We start from the raw sequence: 17,710 nt of genomic DNA, 5'->3' as shown, positions 1-17,710 counted from the left end.
TGTCTAACTAATGAGTCGTACATGATCTTTGCCGAGCAGCCGGAGACCGAGCACCGTCAGCCCCAGCAGCCCGGCCGCCTGCACGGCGAGCACCACCGCCAGCGCCCGGCGCATCCCGGCCCCCGGTACCAGGGACAGGAACAGCGAGCCGAGCGTCGCCACCCCGACCGCCAGGCACGACTGCTGGAGCGTGGCCGCGAGCCCGCTGCCCGTCCCGGCCAGCCGGTCCGGGACCGCCGCCAGCAGGAACCGGAAGTACAGCGGCAGCTCAAGGCCCTGGCCGATCCCGCACAGCGCCAGGCCCGGCGCCAGCGCGAGCGGGCCGAGGTGCGGCCACGGGCCCAGCAGCACCGTCCCGGCCATCGTCGCCAGGCCCGCGATGTGCGCCACCGCCGCCAGCGCCACCGCCCGCCCGCCGAACCGCGCCACCGCGCGCGGCGCCAGCATCGACGCGGCGAACTGCGCCACCCCCATCGGCACCAGCGCCAGCCCCGCCCGCGACGCGCCGTAGCCGAGGCCCTGTTGCAGGGTGACCGCCGTCACGAACATCCAGCCCGCGAAACCCACGAACACCGGCAGGCCCAGCAGCAGCCCCCGGCGTACCTCGGCGGACGCCAGCAGCGACGGCGGCAGCAGCGGGCTCCCGGCGGTGCGCTCCGCCCGCCGCTCCACCCGGTGGAAGGCCAGGGCGCACAGGGGCGCGGCGCAGAGCAGCAGCACCGACCACAGCGGCCAGCCCGCCGCCCGGCCCTCGGTCAGCGGCAGCAGCAGCGCGCACAGCGCCGCCGCCAGCAGTGCCGTACCCGCCAGATCCGCCCGCGCCGGACGCTCCGCCCGGCTGTCCGGCACCGAACGCAGCGCACCGCCCAGCCCGGCCACCGCCACCGGCACGTTCACCAGGAACACCGCGCGCCAGCCGGTGCCCGCCAGGTCGGCGGCGACCAGCAGCCCGCCCAGCACCTGCCCGAGCACGATGGACACCCCGCCCACCGAGCCGTACAGCGCGACCGCGCGGGCGCGGCGCTCGCCGGACGTCGTGGCGTGGATGGTGGCCAGCACCTGCGGCAGCAGCAGGGCCGACGCGGCACCCTGGGCGACCCGCGCGGCCACCAGCCACCACGCGCCCGGCGCCAGTCCGCAGGCCAGCGAGGTCAGCCCGAAACCGGCCACCCCCCACAGGAACAGCCGGCGCCGGCCGAAGGTGTCCCCGAGCCGGCCGCCCAGCACGAGCAGCACGGCGTAGGCCACCGCGTACCCGGCCACCACCATCTCCAGGGTCGCCGGGGGCGCGTCGAGATCGTGCTCGATCGTGGGCAGCGCCACGTTCACGATGAAGAAGTCGATCATCGGCAGCGCGGCGCCGAGGAGCAGGGTGAACAGGCCGAGCGGGGTCAGGGCCGCCCGCGGCGGGGCGGCGGTCACGGAAGAGGTCGTCGTGGTCACGCCCCGACTCTGCGCCGGTCCGCAGCCGGGTACCAGACGATGGTCATCCAGGTACCGGCACCAACTGGAACACGGCTGCGGCCGGACGGCACCCTGGGAGCCATGACCATCGCAGTGCCCGAGCAGAACGCGGAGACCGAGCGGAACACGGAGATACGGCGCCGGGAACTGGCCGCCTTCCTGCGCAGCCGGCGCGAGCGGATCACCCCCGAGCAGGTGGGCCTGCCCCGCGGCCCCCGCCGCCGCACCCCCGGACTGCGCCGCGAGGAGGTCGCTCAGCTCTCCGCGGTCGGCGTCACCTGGTACACGTGGATCGAGCAGGGCCGCGCCGCCCATGTCTCCGCGCAGGTGCTGGACGCCGTCGCCCGCGCCCTGCTGATGGACCCCGCCGAGCGCGCCCACCTGTTCGCCCTGGCCGGCACCCACGACCCGCGGACCGGGCCGGAGTACCCGGTCGCCGCCAGGACCGCCCTGAAGGTCGTCGAACGGCTCGCCCCCTACCCGGCCTCCCTCCAGAACGCCCGCTATGACGTCCTCGCCGCCAACCGCCCCTACGCCCAGCTTTTCGGCGACCCCGCCGAGCTGCCCCCGGCCGACCGGAACTGCCTGTGGCTGCTGACCACCAGCGAGCGCTGGCAGCGGGACTTCCTGGACCGGGACGAGATGCTGCGCGACCTGATCGCCAAGTACCGCGCGGGCATGGCCGAGCACGTGGCCGAGCCCGCCTGGAAGCAGCAGCTGAACCGGCTGCTCGGGGTCTCCGCCGAGTTCCGCGCGCTGTGGGAGCGGCACGAGGTCGCGCCGATGTCCCCGCACGTCAAGCGGTACCGGCACCCCGTGGTCGGCCTGATCCGGCTGGAGCACCGGAACATGTGGCTCGCCCCCCAGACCCCGGCCCACCGGGTGGTCGCCTATCTGCCCGCCGACGAGGAGAGCGAGGAGCGGCTGGAGCGGCTCGCCCGGCTGCCGGACGAGCGTCCGGCCGGGTGAGGGACACGAGCGCCCGGCCGGGTGAGGGACAATGGAGCCTCGCCCCTGTCGCCGTAGATCCGTCCCGGAGCCCTGACGATGACCCAGCCTCTGTCCATCGGACCGCACGCCGTGACGCCGCCCGTCGTGCTCGCACCCATGGCGGGGATCACCAACGCGCCGTTCCGCACCCTGTGCCGGGAGTTCTCGGGCGGCAAGGGACTCTTCGTCAGCGAGATGATCACCACCCGGGCACTGGTCGAGCGCAACGAGAAGACCATGCAGCTGATCAGGTTCGACGCGAGCGAGCGGCCGCGCTCGATCCAGCTGTACGGCGTCGACCCCGCGACCGTCGGCAAGGCCGTCCGCATGATCGCGGAGGAGGACCTCGCCGACCACATCGACCTGAACTTCGGCTGCCCCGTGCCGAAGGTGACGCGCAAGGGCGGCGGCTCGGCGCTGCCGTACAAGCGGAACCTGCTGCGGGCCATCCTGCGCGAGGCGGTCTCCGGTGCCGGTGACCTGCCGGTGACCATGAAGATGCGCAAGGGCATCGACGACGACCACATCACCTACCTCGACGCCGGCCGGATCGCCGTCGAGGAGGGGGTGACCGCCATCGCGCTGCACGGCCGTACCGCCGCCCAGCACTACGGCGGCACCGCCGACTGGGACGCCATCGCCCGGCTGAAGGAGCACGTGCCGGAGATCCCGGTGCTCGGCAACGGCGACATCTGGTCGGCCGAGGACGCGCTGCGGATGGTCCGGGAGACCGGCTGCGACGGGGTCGTGGTCGGCCGCGGGTGCCTGGGCCGGCCGTGGCTGTTCGCGGACCTGGTGGCCGGGTTCGAGGGCCGTACGGAGGACTTCGTGCGGCCCACCCTGCGGGAGGTCGCCGACGTGATGGTGCGGCACGCCACGCTGCTCGGGGAGTGGAGCGGCGACGAGTCCAAGGGCGTGGTCGACTTCCGCAAGCACGTGGCCTGGTACCTGAAGGGCTTCGCGGTCGGCTCCGAGATGCGCAAGCGGCTCGCGATCACCTCGTCCCTGGAGGAGCTGCGGGCCGGGCTGGACGAGCTGGACCTGGACCAGGCGTGGCCGGCCGGGGCGGAGGGGCCGCGGGGCCGTACCTCCGGCAACAACCGGGTGGTGCTGCCGGACGGGTGGCTGAAGGACCCGTACGACTGCGCGGGCGTCGGGGAGGACGCGGAGCTGGACACCTCCGGCGGCTGACCGGGCCGCGGCTTGCCGTTGGCCGGGGCGTGCCGTTGGCCGGGGCGTGCTGTCGGCTGGGGCTTGGTCCCAGGGGCTCAGCCCCAGACCCCGCCAGGGCTCAGCCCCGGACCCCGCCCGGCCTGGGGCTTCCGCCCAGACCCCGCCAGGGGCTCCGTCCCAGCCGCCGTTTCCCACCCGCCACCCGCCCACCCGTCTCGGTCGGCTGAGAGGGGGCCGCCCGACGCGGACTCCTCAGGCGCCCCCCACCGCCGTCAGCAAGGCCAGCGGTGCCGCCGCGGAGCGGGACTCGCGGCCGCACGCGTGCGGGTACGGGACCGGCTCGCCGTGCGTGTCGCGTCCGTACCCGGCCCAGGCCTCCGGCAGCCGGTACCCCGTCGCCGCCGCCGCGTCGACCAGCGCGTGCGCCACCGTGCGGGCCTCGTCGTGCAGGCCGTAGCGCGCGAGACCCAGCGTGATCAGGGCGTTGTCGTGCGGCCAGACCGAGCCGCGGTGGTAGGACAGCGGGTGGTAGGCAGGCTGGCCCGAGGCCACCGTGCGCACGCCCCAGCCGGAGAAGAAGTCCGGCTCCAGCAGCCGCCGGCCCACCACCTCGCCGTACTCCTTGTCCAGCAGCCCCGACCACAGCAGGTGCCCGGCATCGGAGGCGAGCGCGTCTATCTGGCGGCCCTGGCCGTCCAGCGCGAGCGCGGGAAACGACTGCTCGCGCATCCAGAAGTCCCGCTGGAACCGGTCCCGCAGATCGGCCGCCGCCTGCTCCAGCAGCGCCGCGTACGTCTCGTCGCCCCACACCCCGCGCGCCACCGACGCCGTGCGGCGCAGCGCGTCGTACGCGTAGCCCTGCGCGCCCGCCGCCATCACCGCGCCGGTGGGCCGGGTGCCGTCGGCGCAGCAGATCGCGCCGGGGGAGTCCTTCCAGTTCTGGTTGGCGAGGCCGCCCTGGTCGGCGCGGTAGACCAGGTAGCCGCGCGAGGTCAGCCCGCCGTGGTCGAGCATCCAGCCGATGGCGGCCCGGGCGTGCGGCTCCAGCCGGCGCGCCAGGGCCGTGTCGCCGGTCTGCTCGACGTACGCGCCGAGCAGGACCAGGAAGAGCGGGGTGGCGTCCACCGAGCCGTAGTAGCGGCCGAACGGCACCTGCCCGAAGTGGGCCAGCTCCCCGTGCCGCACCTCGTGCACGATCTTGCCGGGCTGGGCCACCGGGGAGTCACCGGTGCCGGTCGCCTGGGTGGCGGCCAGCGCGAGCAGGGTGGCGGCGGCCGGTCCGGGGCGGTACGGCAGGGTGAACAGGGAGGTGAGCAGCGCGTCCCGGCCCAGCAGGGTGAGGAACCAGGGCGCGCCGGCCGCCGGGACGCGCAGTTCCTCGCCGTCCGGTCCGCCGGCCGGCACCTGGAGCGCGGCGAGGTCGGCGAGGCCCCGGACACAGGCCGCGGCCAGCTCCGGCCAGTCGGCCGGGAAGGCCACGCCCTCGGTGAACCGCTCCTCGCGGGCGCGTAACTGGCGGTGGACGGCGGCCGGGTCGCGGGGCACGCGCAGGGCGCGCCGCTCGCCGTGCGGGCGGGCGATGACCCGCAGCAGCAGCTCGGTCGTGCCGTGCGGCGCGAGGTCGAGGACCCACACCAGGCGGCGGGCGCCGGTGCCGGTCTCCTCCACGGCGTCCGGCGCGGGGTCGGCCGTGATCGCCGTGCAGGACCGCCAGTCGGCCCGCCGGTAGGCGAACTCGATGCCGTCGGCGAGGAGTTGACGGGAGCGGACGGCACCGGTCTTGACGTAGGTGCGGTGATCGGAGCGGAGTTCGAACTGGTCGGTGAAGTCGGCGTCGACGGTGAGCGCGAGCCGTACGGTGGTGGGCACCGGGCGGTTGCTGGTGACCTTCAGCGATTCCACGAACGAGCTGTCCCCGACGGCCTGTTCACGGAAGAGGGTGTGGGCCGGCGGCTCCTGCCGGCCGCCGCGCGGGACCAGCACACAGCGCGCCTCGTCCCCGTCCGTCACCGGGCTGAGCACCTCGGGCACCGCCCCGTCGACGGTGAGCTGCCAGCGGCTGAGGTGCCGGGCGTCCCGGACGAACAGCCCGTCCGGAAGGACGCCGCCGCGTACCCCGCTGATGTCGCCGCGGTCGCCCACGGCGGCGAAGGTGGCGCCGTGCACGAGCAGATGATGCCGGTCCGTCATCCCCGGTCCCCTCCTTGGTCACTCCTGTCGAACGTGCCGGTGGCGGGCCGGGACACGTCCCTTGGCGGGCTCTTGTCCGGCCTTTGACGTGCCTGTGGTGCGGGCTCGCGGTGGTACAGGTCCAGCGCGAGCGCCGCCGTCCAGCCGAAGCCGGTCGCCCCGCACGGCTCGCCGGTGTACGGGTCGACGTACTCGGCGAAGCCGGTGGCGTCGGCCAGGTCCAGGAACGCCGTGCGCAGGGCGTCGGCGGCGGCCGTCCCGCCGTGCGCCCGCAGCCCGCGCTCCAGCAGCCAGTTGGTGTTGAACCAGGCCGGGCCGCGCCAGTACCGGTGCGGGTCGAAGGCCTCGCCCAGCAGGTCGTAGCTCGGCACCAGCCGGGTGCGGCCGCCGAGCGAGAAGTGCGGCCCGCGCAGGGTGTCCATCAGCGCGGCGGCGAACGCGTGGGGCAGGCCGGGCAGGATCAGCGGGATCAGCCCGGAGACCGAACGCTCGGGCCGCAGGCCGCCGTCGCCGCGCAGGTCCCGGCACAGGAACATCCCGGCGGCCGGCTCCCACAGCCGCTCCACCAGGGCCGCGGTCAGCCGCTCGGCGCGCTCCCGGCGGGCGGCACCGGTGGCGCCCAGCTCCTCGGCGATCCGCGCGAGGGCGTGCTCGGAGGCGATGAGCAGGGCGTTGAACGCCGGGTCCTCCACGGCGAACTCCCCGCCCCCGTCGGCGTATCCGCCGTCCCGGTAGTCGGCGGCCAGGCGCACGTACCGGCCGTAGTCCAGGTCGGTCGGCCGGTCCTCCGCCGCGCCGTGCTCGAGGTCGGCGCGGCGGAAGGAGCGGGCCGGGGCCGGGGCGATCCGGGCCAGCGGGGCGTCCCAGCAGGGGCTGTTGTCCATGCCCTGCTCCCACGGGTGCACCACGGACACCAGCCCGGCGCCGCCGAGGTCCCGCCGGTGCAGCAGATAGCGGTGCCAGGCGGCCAGCCTCGGGTAGACCCGGGACAGGAAACCGCGGGCGCGGGACAGGTCCGGGTCGGCGCGGTGCACCAGCCAGGCGGCCAGCGCGTGCACCGGTGGCTGCACGATGCCGGAGGTCTGTACGGTGCGCGGGGCGCCCGCCGCGCGCCCGGCGGAGGAGGAGCGCCAGAAGTCGGGGCTCGGGAAGTACGCGTCGAGCGGGACGGAGGGGTTGAAGACGATGTGCGGCACGCGTCCGTCGGCCCACTGGGCGGCCAGCAGCGTCTCCAGCTCCGTCTGGGCTCGCGCCGGCGAGATGTGCCGCAGCCCGATGGCGATGAACGCGGAGTCCCAGGACCACTGGTGCGGGTACAGCTTCCGGGACGGGACCGTCGAGGCGCCGGTCCAGTTCGCCGCGAGCACCCGGGCTGCCCTGACGTGCGGGGACGGCGGCGCGGTCGGTGGATCGTATGCGATCTCGTATGGGAAAGGACGGGTGTTGAGCTGGGCGGTGCGATCCACTCGGGGCTCCCCGAAGACGTCCGGCCGCGCGGGTTCGGCTGCGGCCACCGTAGGGTTACGTCTATTTAACACGCAAAACTCAATATGTAAGGCAAGCTTGAGAAACACAAGGGGGTGCGCATGACCGGACGTCCGGGAAGGGCCGGCAGGAGCGGCAGGAGCGGGGGCCAGGCGGGAGCCGGCGATCTGCTCGCCCTCGTGCGCAACGGCCGGGCCGTGACGCGCGGGGCGCTCCAGCAGGCGACCGGACTGTCCCGGGCCACCGTCGGCCAGCGCCTGGACCGGCTGTTCCGGGCGGGCTGGCTGCGCGAGGGCGCCGGCGGGCCGGTCGACTCGCCGCTCGGCGGACGCCCCTCCATCACCCTGGAGTTCGACGACTCCCACGCGGTGGTCCTCGCCGCCGACCTGGACACCCGGCACGCCCGCGCGGCCGTGCTCACGCTGACCGGCGAGATCCTCGCCGAGCACGCCGGCACGCTGGTGGTGGAGGAGGGCCCGGAGCAGGTCCTCGGCGAACTCGGCGGCTGGTTCGAGGAGTTGCTGGTCAAGGCCGGGCACCGGGCCGAGGAGGTGTGCGGGATCGGGATCGCGGTGCCGGGCCCGGTGGACAGCGAGACCGGCCGGGTGGTGCAGCCGCCGATCATGCCGGGCTGGGACGACTACGACATCCGCGGCCGGATGTCCCGGGTCTTCACCGAGCGCACCGGGGCCCCGGCGATACCCGTACTGGTCGACAACGACGCCAACCTCATGGCCTACGGCGAACAGCGCACCGGATACCGCGACTGCACGGCCTTCGTGCTGGTCAAGGTGTCCACCGGTATCGGCGCCGGGGTGGTGGTGGACGGCTCGATCTACCGGGGGGTGGACGGCGGCGCGGGCGACATCGGGCACATCCGGGTCGGCGCCGACGCGGTGTGCCGGTGCGGTTCGCAGGGCTGCCTGGCTGCGGTCGCCAGCGGTGGCGCGGTGGCCCGGCGGCTGGCCCTGACCACCGGGGTGCCGGCCGCCTCCGGCTCCGATGTGCGGGACCTGCTGGCGGCCGGGCACCCGGAGGCCGCCGCGCTGGCCCGCGAGGCCGGGCGCCAGGTCGGGGACGTACTGGCGACGGTGGTGACCCTGCTCAACCCGGGCGTGCTGATGATCGCGGGCGACCTGGCCGGGACGCCGTTCCTGACGGGTGTGCGCGAGCTGCTGTACCAGCGGGCGCTGCCCCGCTCCACGGCCCACCTGGACGTGGTCACCTCCCGGCTCGGCGACCGGGCGGGACTGATCGGGGCCGGCGCGCTGGTGGTGGAGCACCTGTACGCACCGGAACGGGTGGAGGAGCGGCTCGCGGCCATGGGGATGTGAGGGGGCAGGCTCCGCGGGGGCGGGCCGAGGGGTCCGGTGGGAGCGGGGGAGGCCTCGGCCGGGCCGACGGAGGGGGGTCGGCCGGGGCGGAGGAGAGGGGCAGGAGCGGAGGAGAAGGGTCGACACGGCCGGCCTGCCGGGGCGTTAGGAACGGGGCGTTCGGGACGGGGCGACCGGGAGCGGCCGGTTCTGGACCGGTTGGACGAGGGGGCGTTGCCGGGTGGCGGGGGCCCAGAGGGTGCCGGGTGGCGGGGTGTTGGGTGGTGGGGTGTTGGGTGGTGGCCCAGAGAGTCCCGGGCGGGGGGTCGGAGACGGTTCTGGGCCGGTTGGACCAGAGCGCGGGACCGGGCGGTGGGGCCGGAGGTGGGGTGTCGTGTGGCGGCTCCCAGAGGGTGCCGGGCGGTGGGGTCCGAGAGGGTGCCGGGCGGTTCGGGCGGAGACGGTTCTGGCCGGTTGGACCAGAAGGCGGGGCGCCGGGGGGTGGGGTCGGAGGCGGAGTGCCGGGTGGTGGGCCGGGGACGGTGCGGGGCGGTGAGGTTCCAGAGGGTGCCGGGCGGTGGGGTCCGAGAGCGTGCCGGGCGGTGAGGCCGGAGACGGTTTTGGGCCGGTTGGGCCGGAGGGCGGGGTGCCGGTTGGTGGGACCGGGGGCGGTAGCCGGGCGGGGGGCCAGAGAGTGCCGGGCGGCGGGGCCGGAGACGGTTCTGGGCCGGTTGGACCAGAACCGCGGCGCCGGGCGGCGGTGCCGGAGGCGGGGTGTCCGGATGGTGGGGGCCCGGAGTGTCGCGGGCGGTGGGGCCGTAGGCGGTGCCGGGGGCGGCTCAGGGCGACTGGACCTGAGACAGTGCCGGGCGCCCCGGCCGAGGACGGTTCTCGGTCGGCCGCCGCAGGCACGGTTCTCGGCCGGCTGCCACGGGCTCGACCGGGGCTTGCCGCTGATCGCGCCCGTGTTGTCGCCCGCCGGCCGGGCCGTGAGAGTGACCGCGCGCTGGCCGTAGATCCGGGCCATGGACACCGGGCCGTCGGCCGGCTTCACCACGGCGATGCCACCGAGCCGCACCGGCCCGAGGCGCAGCTTCTTCAACTGGGCCGGCGTGGTCGCGGGCTCCGCGGACCCGCGACGGCGTCCCGCTCGGTGTCGTCCGCGACCGCCTCGGCCACCGTGGTGCCGCACGGTTCCCGGCCGGTGCGGCAGGGCCGTTCCGCCTTCCGGCCGACGCCCGTGCCCGCCTCCGACTGGTGTCCGAAGCGTCGTCCGCATGGTGGAATTCGGCGGCCTGTGGCAGCGTGATTCTCGCCACCCTTGATAAGGGTAGCGCTCAGATGAGCGGATCATGTGCGACTGCACTTCTCCAAGGGGTGGCACTCGGTGCCACCCCTTGATCGTTCACCGATCGAAATCAGTCGTGCCAGTGGATGCTCATGTGAGCGGAAATCCGCACCTGTGGGCAGTGTTGCGTTCAAGAAGTGAAAACATAATCTCCGTCAGGCTTGCCAAGCTTTGACTTTCGATCCGCTGGCGGACGGGTGGTTACAGGCACATGACGGGCAAGCAGACGTACCCAACCACCTTCGATCTGGGTATGTTCCTCGCCGTCAGGGCAGCCACCGTGGCCTCAAGGAGTCGAGACCCGTGTCGGAAAACAAAGAACCCCACGCGCCGAAGTTCGTTTACGACTTCACCGAGGGCAACAAGGACCTCAAGGACCTTCTCGGCGGCAAGGGTGCCAATCTCGCCGAGATGACCAACCTCGGTCTGCCGGTCCCTCCCGGCTTCACCATCACCACGGAGGCCTGCAAGGTCTACCTGGACAGCGGTGAGGAGCCCGCGGCACTGCGTGACGAGGTCAGCGCGCACCTGGACGCCCTGGAACAGAAGATGGGCAAGAAGCTGGGACAGGCGGACAACCCGCTGCTGGTCTCGGTCCGCTCCGGCGCCAAGTTCTCCATGCCCGGCATGATGGACACCGTCCTGAACATCGGCCTGTCGGACGCGTCCGTGCAGGGCCTGGCCGCCCAGGCCGGTGACGAGCGGTTCGCCTGGGACTCCTACCGCCGCCTCATCCAGATGTTCGGCAAGACCGTCCTCGGCGTCGACGGCGACCTCTTCGAGGAGGCCCTCGACAAGGCGAAGGCCGCCAAGAAGGTCACGGTCGACACCGACCTGGAGGCCGCGGACCTGAAGAAGCTGGTCACCACCTTCAAGAAGATCGTCAAGAAGGAGGCCGGCCGGGAGTTCCCGCAGGACCCGCGCGAGCAGATGGACCTCGCCATCAAGGCGGTCTTCGACTCCTGGAACGGCGACCGGGCCAAGCTCTACCGCCGTCAGGAGCGCATCCCGCACGACCTGGGCACCGCCGTCAACGTCTGCTCGATGGTCTTCGGCAACCTCGGCCCCGACTCCGGCACGGGCGTCGCCTTCACCCGCGACCCCGCCTCCGGCCACCAGGGCGTCTACGGCGACTACCTGCAGAACGCCCAGGGCGAGGACGTGGTCGCGGGCATCCGCAACACCGTCCCGCTCGCCGAGCTGGAGCGGATCGACAAGAAGTCGTACGACCAGCTCATGAAGATCATGGAGACCCTGGAGAACCACTACAAGGATCTCTGCGACATCGAGTTCACCATCGAGCGCGGCCAGCTCTGGATGCTCCAGACCCGCGTCGGCAAGCGCACGGCGGGCGCGGCGTTCCGGATCGCCACCCAGCTGGTGGACCAGGGCCTGATCGACGAGACGGAGGCGCTCCAGCGCGTCACCGGCGCCCAGCTGGCCCAGCTGATGTTCCCCCGCTTCGACGAGGAAGCCAAGGTCGAGCAGGTGGCCCGGGGCATCGCGGCCTCGCCGGGCGCGGCGGTCGGCAAGGCGGTCTTCGACTCGTACACGGCCGTCAAGTGGTCCCGCTCGGGCGAGAAGGTCATCCTGGTCCGCCGGGAGACCAACCCGGACGACCTGGACGGCATGATCGCGGCCGAGGGCATCCTGACCTCCCGCGGCGGCAAGACCTCCCACGCGGCCGTGGTCGCCCGGGGCATGGGCAAGACCTGTGTGTGCGGTGCGGAGGAGCTGGAGGTCGACACCAAGCGGCGCCGGATGACGGTCCCCGGCGGGCACGTCGTCGAGGAGGGCGACGTGATCTCCATCGACGGTTCCACGGGCAAGGTGTACCTGGGCGAGGTCCCGGTCGTGCCGTCCCCGGTCGTGGAGTACTTCGAGGGCCGGATGCACCCGGGTGCCGACGACGCCGACGAGCTGGTGGAGGCCGTGCACCGCATGATGGCCTTCGCCGACCGCAAGCGCCGGCTGCGGGTGCGGGCCAACGCCGACAACGCCGAGGACGCGCTGCGCGCCCGCCGCTTCGGCGCCCAGGGCATCGGCCTGTGCCGCACCGAGCACATGTTCCTCGGCGACCGCCGAGAGCTGGTCGAGCGCCTCATCCTGGCCGACGCCGAGGAGGAGCGCGAGGCGTCCCTGAAGGCCCTGCTGCCGCTCCAGAAGCAGGACTTCGTGGAACTCTTCGAGGCGATGGACGGCCTGCCGGTGACGATCCGGCTGCTGGACCCGCCGCTGCACGAGTTCCTGCCCGACATCACGGAACTGTCGGTCCGGGTGGCCCTCGCGGAGTCCCGGCAGGAGCCGCACGAGAACGAGCTGCGCCTGCTCCAGGCGGTGCACCGGCTGCACGAGCAGAACCCGATGCTGGGCCTGCGCGGCGTACGCCTCGGCCTGGTCATCCCCGGCCTGTTCACCATGCAGGTCCGCGCGATCGCGGAGGCGGCGGCCGAGCGCAAGGCGGCCAAGGGCGACCCGCGCGCGGAGATCATGATCCCGCTCGTCGGCACGGTCCAGGAGCTGGAGATCGTCCGCGAGGAGGCGGACCAGGTCGTCGCGGAGGTGGAGGCGGCGACGGGTACGAAGCTCAAGCTGGCCATCGGCACGATGATCGAACTCCCGCGCGCCGCCCTCACGGCGGGTCAGATCGCCGAGGCGGCGGAGTTCTTCTCCTTCGGCACGAACGACCTGACGCAGACGGTGTGGGGCTTCAGCCGCGACGACGTGGAGGCCTCGTTCTTCACCGCGTACCTGGAGAAGGGCATCTTCGGCGTCAGCCCGTTCGAGACGATCGACAAGGACGGCGTGGGCTCCCTGGTGAAGGCGGCGGCGGAGGCCGGCCGCCGCACCCGCCCCGACCTCAAGCTGGGCGTCTGCGGCGAGCACGGCGGTGACCCGGAGTCGGTCCACTTCTTCCACGAGGTGGGTCTGGACTACGTCTCCTGCTCCCCGTTCCGCATCCCGGTCGCCCGCCTGGAAGCGGGCCGCGCGGCCACCCAGTCGGCGGGCAGCGACCACCGCTGACCTCCCCGGCCCCGGAGCCGTCGCCGGTCCCCGACCCTCACCGATCGACGACGGCCCCGGCGCACGAAAAAGAAGGGGCGGCACCCCGGTGCGGGGGGTGCCGCCCCTTTGTGCGCCCCCGGGTCCGTCCGGGCGCCGGCCCGGTCACTCGCAGGCCACTCCGTCGCCGTCCCGGTCGAGGTGGGAGTCGTAGCCCGGGTCGCCCGCGTACAGCGGGGTGTCACCGGCGGCGCGGGCCGCGGTGCAGTTGGCGTAGTAGACGCTCCCGGATCCGCCGGCGTCGACGGATCCGCCGGCGGACGTGTCGCCACCGGACACCGGCTGTGCCGTGACGGTCGTGGTGACCTTGACGGTACGGGTCTCGGTCACGGTGGGAGCGGGCTCCGGGTCCGCGGTGTGCGTCGCCGTCGCCGTCGCCGTGGCGGTGGCGGTGGCGGTGGCCGTCACGGTCACGGTCGGGCGGGGCTGGGCGGCGGCCGGCTCGGTGTCGGTCGCGGCGTCCTCGTCCGCGGCGCCTATGCCCACGCCGGCGAAGAGGGCGAGGGCGAGGGCGGGGAGGACGTACCGCTTCCGGGCCCACCGGGGGGTTCTCGGCGTGGACGGCGGGGTGTACGGGTTCGTCATGGTGCCCCCCTCAGGCGATGGTGCGTACCCCGGGCGGTGGCACGTGCCGACCACCGTAGGTGCGGGGCGTCGCCCGGGAGGGGAGGTGATGGTTTTGTGATGAACGAAAAAGAGGGGTGGAGGGCTCCCGCTGCACGGCCACGGGAAGCCCGGCGACCCTGAACGCCCGGTGGAGGCGCCCCCTCGGTGCCTCTCGGTGCCTTTTGGTGCCTCCACCGGCCCGCGTCGGTCAGGAGGCGGTCAGAACGCGTCGTCCGTGTTCACCGGTCCCGTCTGGAAGATCTTCGAGCAGGTCTTCCACGGGGCCGGGACGAGGGTGGCCGTGCGGGAGGACGGCGGGTAGACGCTGAGGTAGGTGCCGGTGCGTTCGCAGGGGCCGCCCACCGGGCCGTTGGCCGTGCGCAGGACCGCCGTGGCGGAGCGGCCGGGGGAGAGGGTGACCGTGCCGTAGCTCCGGCCGCTGTGCTTCGCCGCCGGGCCGACGCGGTGGTGGGCGCTGTCCAGGACGCTCACGCCCGGGTAGCCGCGCAGGGCGCACTTGGTGGTGCTGGTGTTGGTGAACCGGACCGGCCAGTACAGGGAACCGGTCGCGACCCCCTTCTTGCCCATGGACAGGTACAGGTCGCTCACCGCGCAGGTCCGTATGGCGGTCGTGGTCCGGGCCGCCGCCGGTGTCGCGCTCCAGGCGGCCCCGGCGGCCCCGGCGGCCGTGACGCCCAGCAGCGCGGCGGCCAGCGCGGTCACCGGCCCGCGCCCGCGCAGGGCCCGGGAGGCCCGGGAGCGTCCCGCATGCTGCTGACCGGGACGCTCAGTCGTCGGATTCGGCTTCTGGAACATGGGCGCATTCTCCTTCTTCGCGGCGAAGGGGTGCATGACGGGCACTGTGTTGGATGCGTCCCGGAGCGGAAAAGTTGTGCACCGTTACGGGGACACACCATCCGGGTGCCCACTGGACGGCGGACGCCGACACACGGCCGCAACGCGTCTTTCGTAATCGCCGCGCATGGTTGATCGTTGGGCCGTGCATCGATGACGGACGTCAGGGGGCACAGGATGACGATCAGCCGCAGGACACTGCTGGCCGCGGGCGCGGGCGCCGGACTGCTCACGGCGTGCGGATCCAACACCGGGCGCGGGGGCGGCGGTTCCGGGCCCCGGCTGTCGCAGTGGTACCACCAGTACGGCGAGCCGGGCACCGAGCGGGCCGTCCAGCGGTACGCCGCCGCCTTCCGCGAGGCCGACGTCTCGGTGCAGTGGCGGCCGGGCAACTACGACCAGCAGACCGCCGCCGCCCTGCTCACCGACTCCGGGCCCGACGTCTTCGAGGTCAACGGGCCCACCCTGGACCAGATCCGGGGCGGACAGGTCCTCGATCTCACCGACCTGCTGGCGGGGGCGAAGGACGACTTCAATCCGGCCGTGCTCGCGCCGAAGACCCACGAGGGCAGGGTCTACGGGATTCCCCAGGTCATCGACACCCAACTGCTGTACTACCGCAAGAGCCTGCTGCGCGACGCCGGTGTCGAGCCGCCCGCCACCCTGGACGCGCTGGTCGACGCCGCCCGCGAGCTCACCGACCGCAGGACCAAGGGCCTCTTCCTCGGCAACGACGGAGGCGCCGGTGTCCTCGGCGCGACCCCCCTGTACGCGGCGGGCCTGACCCTGGTCACCGACGACGGCCGGGTCGGCTTCGACGACCCCGCCGCCGCCCGCACCCTCGGCAAGCTCCACCGGCTGTACGCCGACAAGTCCCTGCTCCTCGGCGCGCCCGCCGACTGGTCCGACCCGTCCGCCTTCCTCCAGGGGCTGACCGCGATGCAGTGGTCCGGACTGTGGGCGCTGCCCGTGATCAAACGCGAACTCGGGGACGACTTCGGGGTGCTGCCGTTCCCGGCGGACGGCGACCGCGGCCGGCCCGCCGTACCCGTGGGGGCCTACGGCGCCGCCGTCAGCGCCCGCAGCGGGCACAAGGATCTGGCCAAGCGGTACGTGAAGTGGCTCTGGGTGGACCGCACCGACTACCAGAAGGACTTCGCGCTCTCCTACGGCTTCCACATCCCCGCCAGGCGCTCCCTCGCCGCCGAGGCCACCGCGCTGCGCGAGGGACCGGCCGCCGACGTCGTACGGTTCACCACCGACCACGGCTACGCCCAGCCGCTGCTGTGGACCCCGGCCGGCCAGACCGCCTACCAGGACGCCCTCAGCCGGATCATCAAGGGCGGGGCGGACCCGGAGCGGGAACTGCGGGCCGTCGTGCGGAAGGTGGCGGAGGAGATCGCCAGGGTAAGCAAGTGAGGCGGCACAGAACCCTGTGGTTCTGGGTGTTCGTCGGGCCGTTCGCCCTGGGGCTCGCGCTGTTCACCTACGTACCGCTGCTGTGGAGCGTGGGCCTGAGCTTCTTCGACGCGCACAACACCGTCACGCCCACGCAGTTCACCGGCCTGGACAACTACGCGGCGATGCTGCGGGATTCGGCGTTCCGCGACAGCCTGGGGACGTTCCTGATCTTCACCGCCTTCATCGTGCCGGTCACCTACGGGTTCTCCCTGGCCCTCGCCCTGATGGTCAACCGGGTCCGGCGGGCGCGGGCGTTCTTCCGGTCGGTGTTCTTCCTGCCGGCCGCGTGCAGCTATGTGGTGGCCGCGCTGATCTGGAAGATGTCGATCTTCAACGGGGTGCGGTTCGGGCTGGCCAACACCGTGCTGGGCTGGTTCGGCGGCGATCCCGTCGCCTGGCTGTCCACCACCGACCCGCCCTGGTACTGGCTGGTCATCGTCACCGTACGACTGTGGCTGCAAGCCGGGTTCTACATGATCCTGTTCCTCGCCGGGCTCCAGCGGATCGACCCGGCGCTGTACGAGGCGGCGGCCGTGGACGGGGCCCGGCCCGGCTGGACCGTGCTGCGCCACATCACCCTGCCCCAGCTGCGGGGCACCTCGGTCGCGGTGGTGCTGCTGCTCGTCGTGAACGCCTTCCAGGCCTTCGACGAGTTCTACAACCTGCTGTCCGACGCCCGGGGCTACCCGCCGTACGCCCGGCCGCCGCTGGTCTACCTCTACTACACCGCGCTGGGACAGGGGCAGAACCTGGGCCTCGGCAGCGCGGGCGCGGTGATCCTCGCACTGGTCGTCGCGGTCGTCACGGTGGCACAGGGACGCTGGCTGCGACTGGGGAGGACGGACGGCGATGGATGACGCCCTGGTACGGGCCGGGCGGGCGCTGCGGCTGGCGCTGCTGATCGCGCTCGCCCTGCTCTTCCTGGTCCCCTTCTACCTGCTGGTGCGCAACGGGCTGGCCGGCGAACGGGACATCACCTCCCCGGAGTGGACCTTCTTCCCCTCCGACGTGCGGTGGGGCAACGTCCGGGAACTGTTCGAGGACCCGTCGGTGCCGTTCGCCCGGTCCCTGCTCAACTCGGCGCTGATCGCGGTCGCCACCACCCTCGGCACCCTGCTGCTCGCCTCCCTCGCCGGCTACGGCCTGGCCCGCATCCCCTACCGGCACGCGAACAAGGTGTTCTACGGCATCCTGGGCACCCTGCTGGTCCCGGCGGCCGTCACCTTCGTGCCCAGCTTCGTGCTGGTGTCGTCGCTGGGCTGGATCTCGACCCTGCGCGGGCTGATCGTGCCGACCCTGTTCTCCGCGTTCGCCTGCTTCGTCTTCCGCCAGTACTTCCTCGGCTTCCCCCGGGAACTGGAGGACGCGGCCCAGGTGGACGGGCTCGGGTACTGGCGGACGTACTGGCGGGTCGTCGTCCCCAACAGCCGCCCGGTGTTCGCGGCCGTGGGGACGATCGTGTTCCTCGGCGCGTGGAACTCCTTCCTGTGGCCGCTGGTGATCGGGCAGGACCAAAGCGCCTGGACGGTGCAGGTGGCCCTGTCCTCGTTCACCACCGCGCAGGTCGTCCGGCTGCACGAGCTGTTCGTCGCGGCGGCCGTCTCCATCCTGCCGCTGCTGCTGGTGTTCCTGTGCTTCCAGCGGTGGATCGTGGCCGGGGTGGAGCGGTCCGGGATCGACTGACCCGAGGCCGGGCACAGCACCGCGGCGGCCACCTCCCCGATGGTGGAGACCCGGCCCGGCGGCACCTCGCCGCGTATCC

The 17,710-nt window shown here is 73.2% G+C and carries 12 protein-coding genes; 7 read left to right on the top strand and 5 right to left on the bottom strand.

All coding sequences use genetic code 11. From position 1 onward, the window contains the following. Positions 1-3: 3 nt before the first annotated feature. Positions 4-1,443 (bottom strand): MFS transporter, encoded by a 1,440-nt coding sequence (locus AB0E62_RS15240; protein ID WP_362192594.1) that lies wholly within the window; start codon positions 1,441-1,443, stop codon positions 4-6. A gap of 102 nt (positions 1,444-1,545) precedes the next feature. Between AB0E62_RS15240 and AB0E62_RS15235 the strand changes: the two genes are divergently transcribed. Next, on the top strand, positions 1,546-2,433 hold the full coding sequence (locus AB0E62_RS15235) for a helix-turn-helix transcriptional regulator (protein ID WP_362192591.1): 888 nt from the start codon (positions 1,546-1,548) through the stop codon (positions 2,431-2,433). A 78-nt stretch (positions 2,434-2,511) separates the two neighbouring features. Next, positions 2,512-3,645, top strand: coding sequence for a tRNA dihydrouridine synthase DusB (dusB, locus tag AB0E62_RS15230; RefSeq protein WP_362192588.1), 1,134 nt, complete (start codon positions 2,512-2,514; stop codon positions 3,643-3,645). Positions 3,646-3,879: 234 nt separating this feature from the next. Here the strand turns inward: dusB and AB0E62_RS15225 are convergent, their stop codons facing one another. Both AB0E62_RS15225 and AB0E62_RS15220 read right to left on the bottom strand, forming a co-directional pair. After that, positions 3,880-5,817, bottom strand: coding sequence for a glycogen debranching N-terminal domain-containing protein (locus tag AB0E62_RS15225; protein ID WP_362192585.1), 1,938 nt, complete (start codon positions 5,815-5,817; stop codon positions 3,880-3,882). Continuing rightward, positions 5,814-7,283, bottom strand: a complete 1,470-nt coding sequence (locus AB0E62_RS15220; RefSeq protein ID WP_362192582.1) for a hypothetical protein — start codon at positions 7,281-7,283, stop codon at positions 5,814-5,816. Before AB0E62_RS15220 ends, AB0E62_RS15225 begins: the two co-directional genes overlap by 4 nt. Positions 7,284-7,403: 120 nt before the next feature. On the opposite strand from AB0E62_RS15220, the gene AB0E62_RS15215 reads away from it, so the two are divergent. Together AB0E62_RS15215 and ppdK are read left to right on the top strand one after the other, a co-directional pair. Further along, positions 7,404-8,636 (top strand): ROK family protein, encoded by a 1,233-nt coding sequence (locus AB0E62_RS15215; protein WP_362192579.1) that lies wholly within the window; start codon positions 7,404-7,406, stop codon positions 8,634-8,636. Between the two features lie 1,630 nt (positions 8,637-10,266). Continuing rightward, a complete protein-coding gene (gene ppdK / locus AB0E62_RS15210; RefSeq protein WP_362192576.1) occupies positions 10,267-12,987 on the top strand; it encodes a pyruvate, phosphate dikinase in 2,721 nt (906 codons plus the stop codon). 144 nt (positions 12,988-13,131) lie between these two features. Here ppdK and AB0E62_RS15205 read toward each other — a convergent pair whose 3' ends face one another. Both AB0E62_RS15205 and AB0E62_RS15200 read right to left on the bottom strand, forming a co-directional pair. Further along, positions 13,132-13,611: an excalibur calcium-binding domain-containing protein gene (locus tag AB0E62_RS15205; RefSeq protein WP_362192573.1), complete on the bottom strand. Its 480-nt coding sequence runs from the start codon at positions 13,609-13,611 to the stop codon at positions 13,132-13,134. 240 nt (positions 13,612-13,851) lie between these two features. Then, positions 13,852-14,484, bottom strand: coding sequence for a DUF4232 domain-containing protein (locus tag AB0E62_RS15200; RefSeq protein ID WP_362192570.1), 633 nt, complete (start codon positions 14,482-14,484; stop codon positions 13,852-13,854). Between the two features lie 180 nt (positions 14,485-14,664). Between AB0E62_RS15200 and AB0E62_RS15195 the strand changes: the two genes are divergently transcribed. The 3 genes from AB0E62_RS15195 to AB0E62_RS15185 are packed head-to-tail and all read left to right on the top strand — an operon-like array spanning position 14,665 to position 17,631. Continuing rightward, positions 14,665-15,906 (top strand): sugar ABC transporter substrate-binding protein, encoded by a 1,242-nt coding sequence (locus AB0E62_RS15195; protein ID WP_362192567.1) that lies wholly within the window; start codon positions 14,665-14,667, stop codon positions 15,904-15,906. After that, entirely contained in the window at positions 15,903-16,805 is a 903-nt protein-coding gene (locus AB0E62_RS15190; protein ID WP_362192564.1) for a sugar ABC transporter permease, read from the top strand. The genes AB0E62_RS15195 and AB0E62_RS15190 overlap by 4 nt, the downstream gene beginning before the upstream one ends. Beyond that, a complete protein-coding gene (locus AB0E62_RS15185) occupies positions 16,798-17,631 on the top strand; it encodes a carbohydrate ABC transporter permease (RefSeq protein ID WP_362192561.1) in 834 nt (277 codons plus the stop codon). Before AB0E62_RS15190 ends, AB0E62_RS15185 begins: the two co-directional genes overlap by 8 nt. Positions 17,632-17,710 lie beyond the last annotated feature (79 nt).

It is taken from the genome of Streptomyces sp. NPDC038707, from assembly GCF_040636485.1.
Classification (GTDB): Bacteria; Actinomycetota; Actinomycetes; order Streptomycetales; family Streptomycetaceae; genus Streptomyces.
This window is presented reverse-complemented; position numbering and strand designations above follow the sequence as displayed.

Bases quoted from the DNA above. Each gene is read 5' to 3' on its own strand.
- AB0E62_RS15185 (WP_362192561.1), top strand. From the start codon at position 16,798: ATGGATGACGCCCTGGTACGGGCCGGGCGGGCGCTGCGGCTGGCGCTG.
- AB0E62_RS15215 (WP_362192579.1), top strand. From the start codon at position 7,404: ATGACCGGACGTCCGGGAAGGGCCGGCAGGAGCGGCAGGAGCGGGGGC.
- dusB (WP_362192588.1), top strand. From the start codon at position 2,512: ATGACCCAGCCTCTGTCCATCGGACCGCACGCCGTGACGCCGCCCGTC.
- AB0E62_RS15195 (WP_362192567.1), top strand. From the start codon at position 14,665: ATGACGATCAGCCGCAGGACACTGCTGGCCGCGGGCGCGGGCGCCGGA.
- AB0E62_RS15225 (WP_362192585.1), bottom strand. From the start codon at position 5,817: ATGACGGACCGGCATCATCTGCTCGTGCACGGCGCCACCTTCGCCGCC.
- AB0E62_RS15205 (WP_362192573.1), bottom strand. From the start codon at position 13,611: ATGACGAACCCGTACACCCCGCCGTCCACGCCGAGAACCCCCCGGTGG.
- AB0E62_RS15235 (WP_362192591.1), top strand. From the start codon at position 1,546: ATGACCATCGCAGTGCCCGAGCAGAACGCGGAGACCGAGCGGAACACG.
- AB0E62_RS15200 (WP_362192570.1), bottom strand. From the start codon at position 14,484: ATGCACCCCTTCGCCGCGAAGAAGGAGAATGCGCCCATGTTCCAGAAG.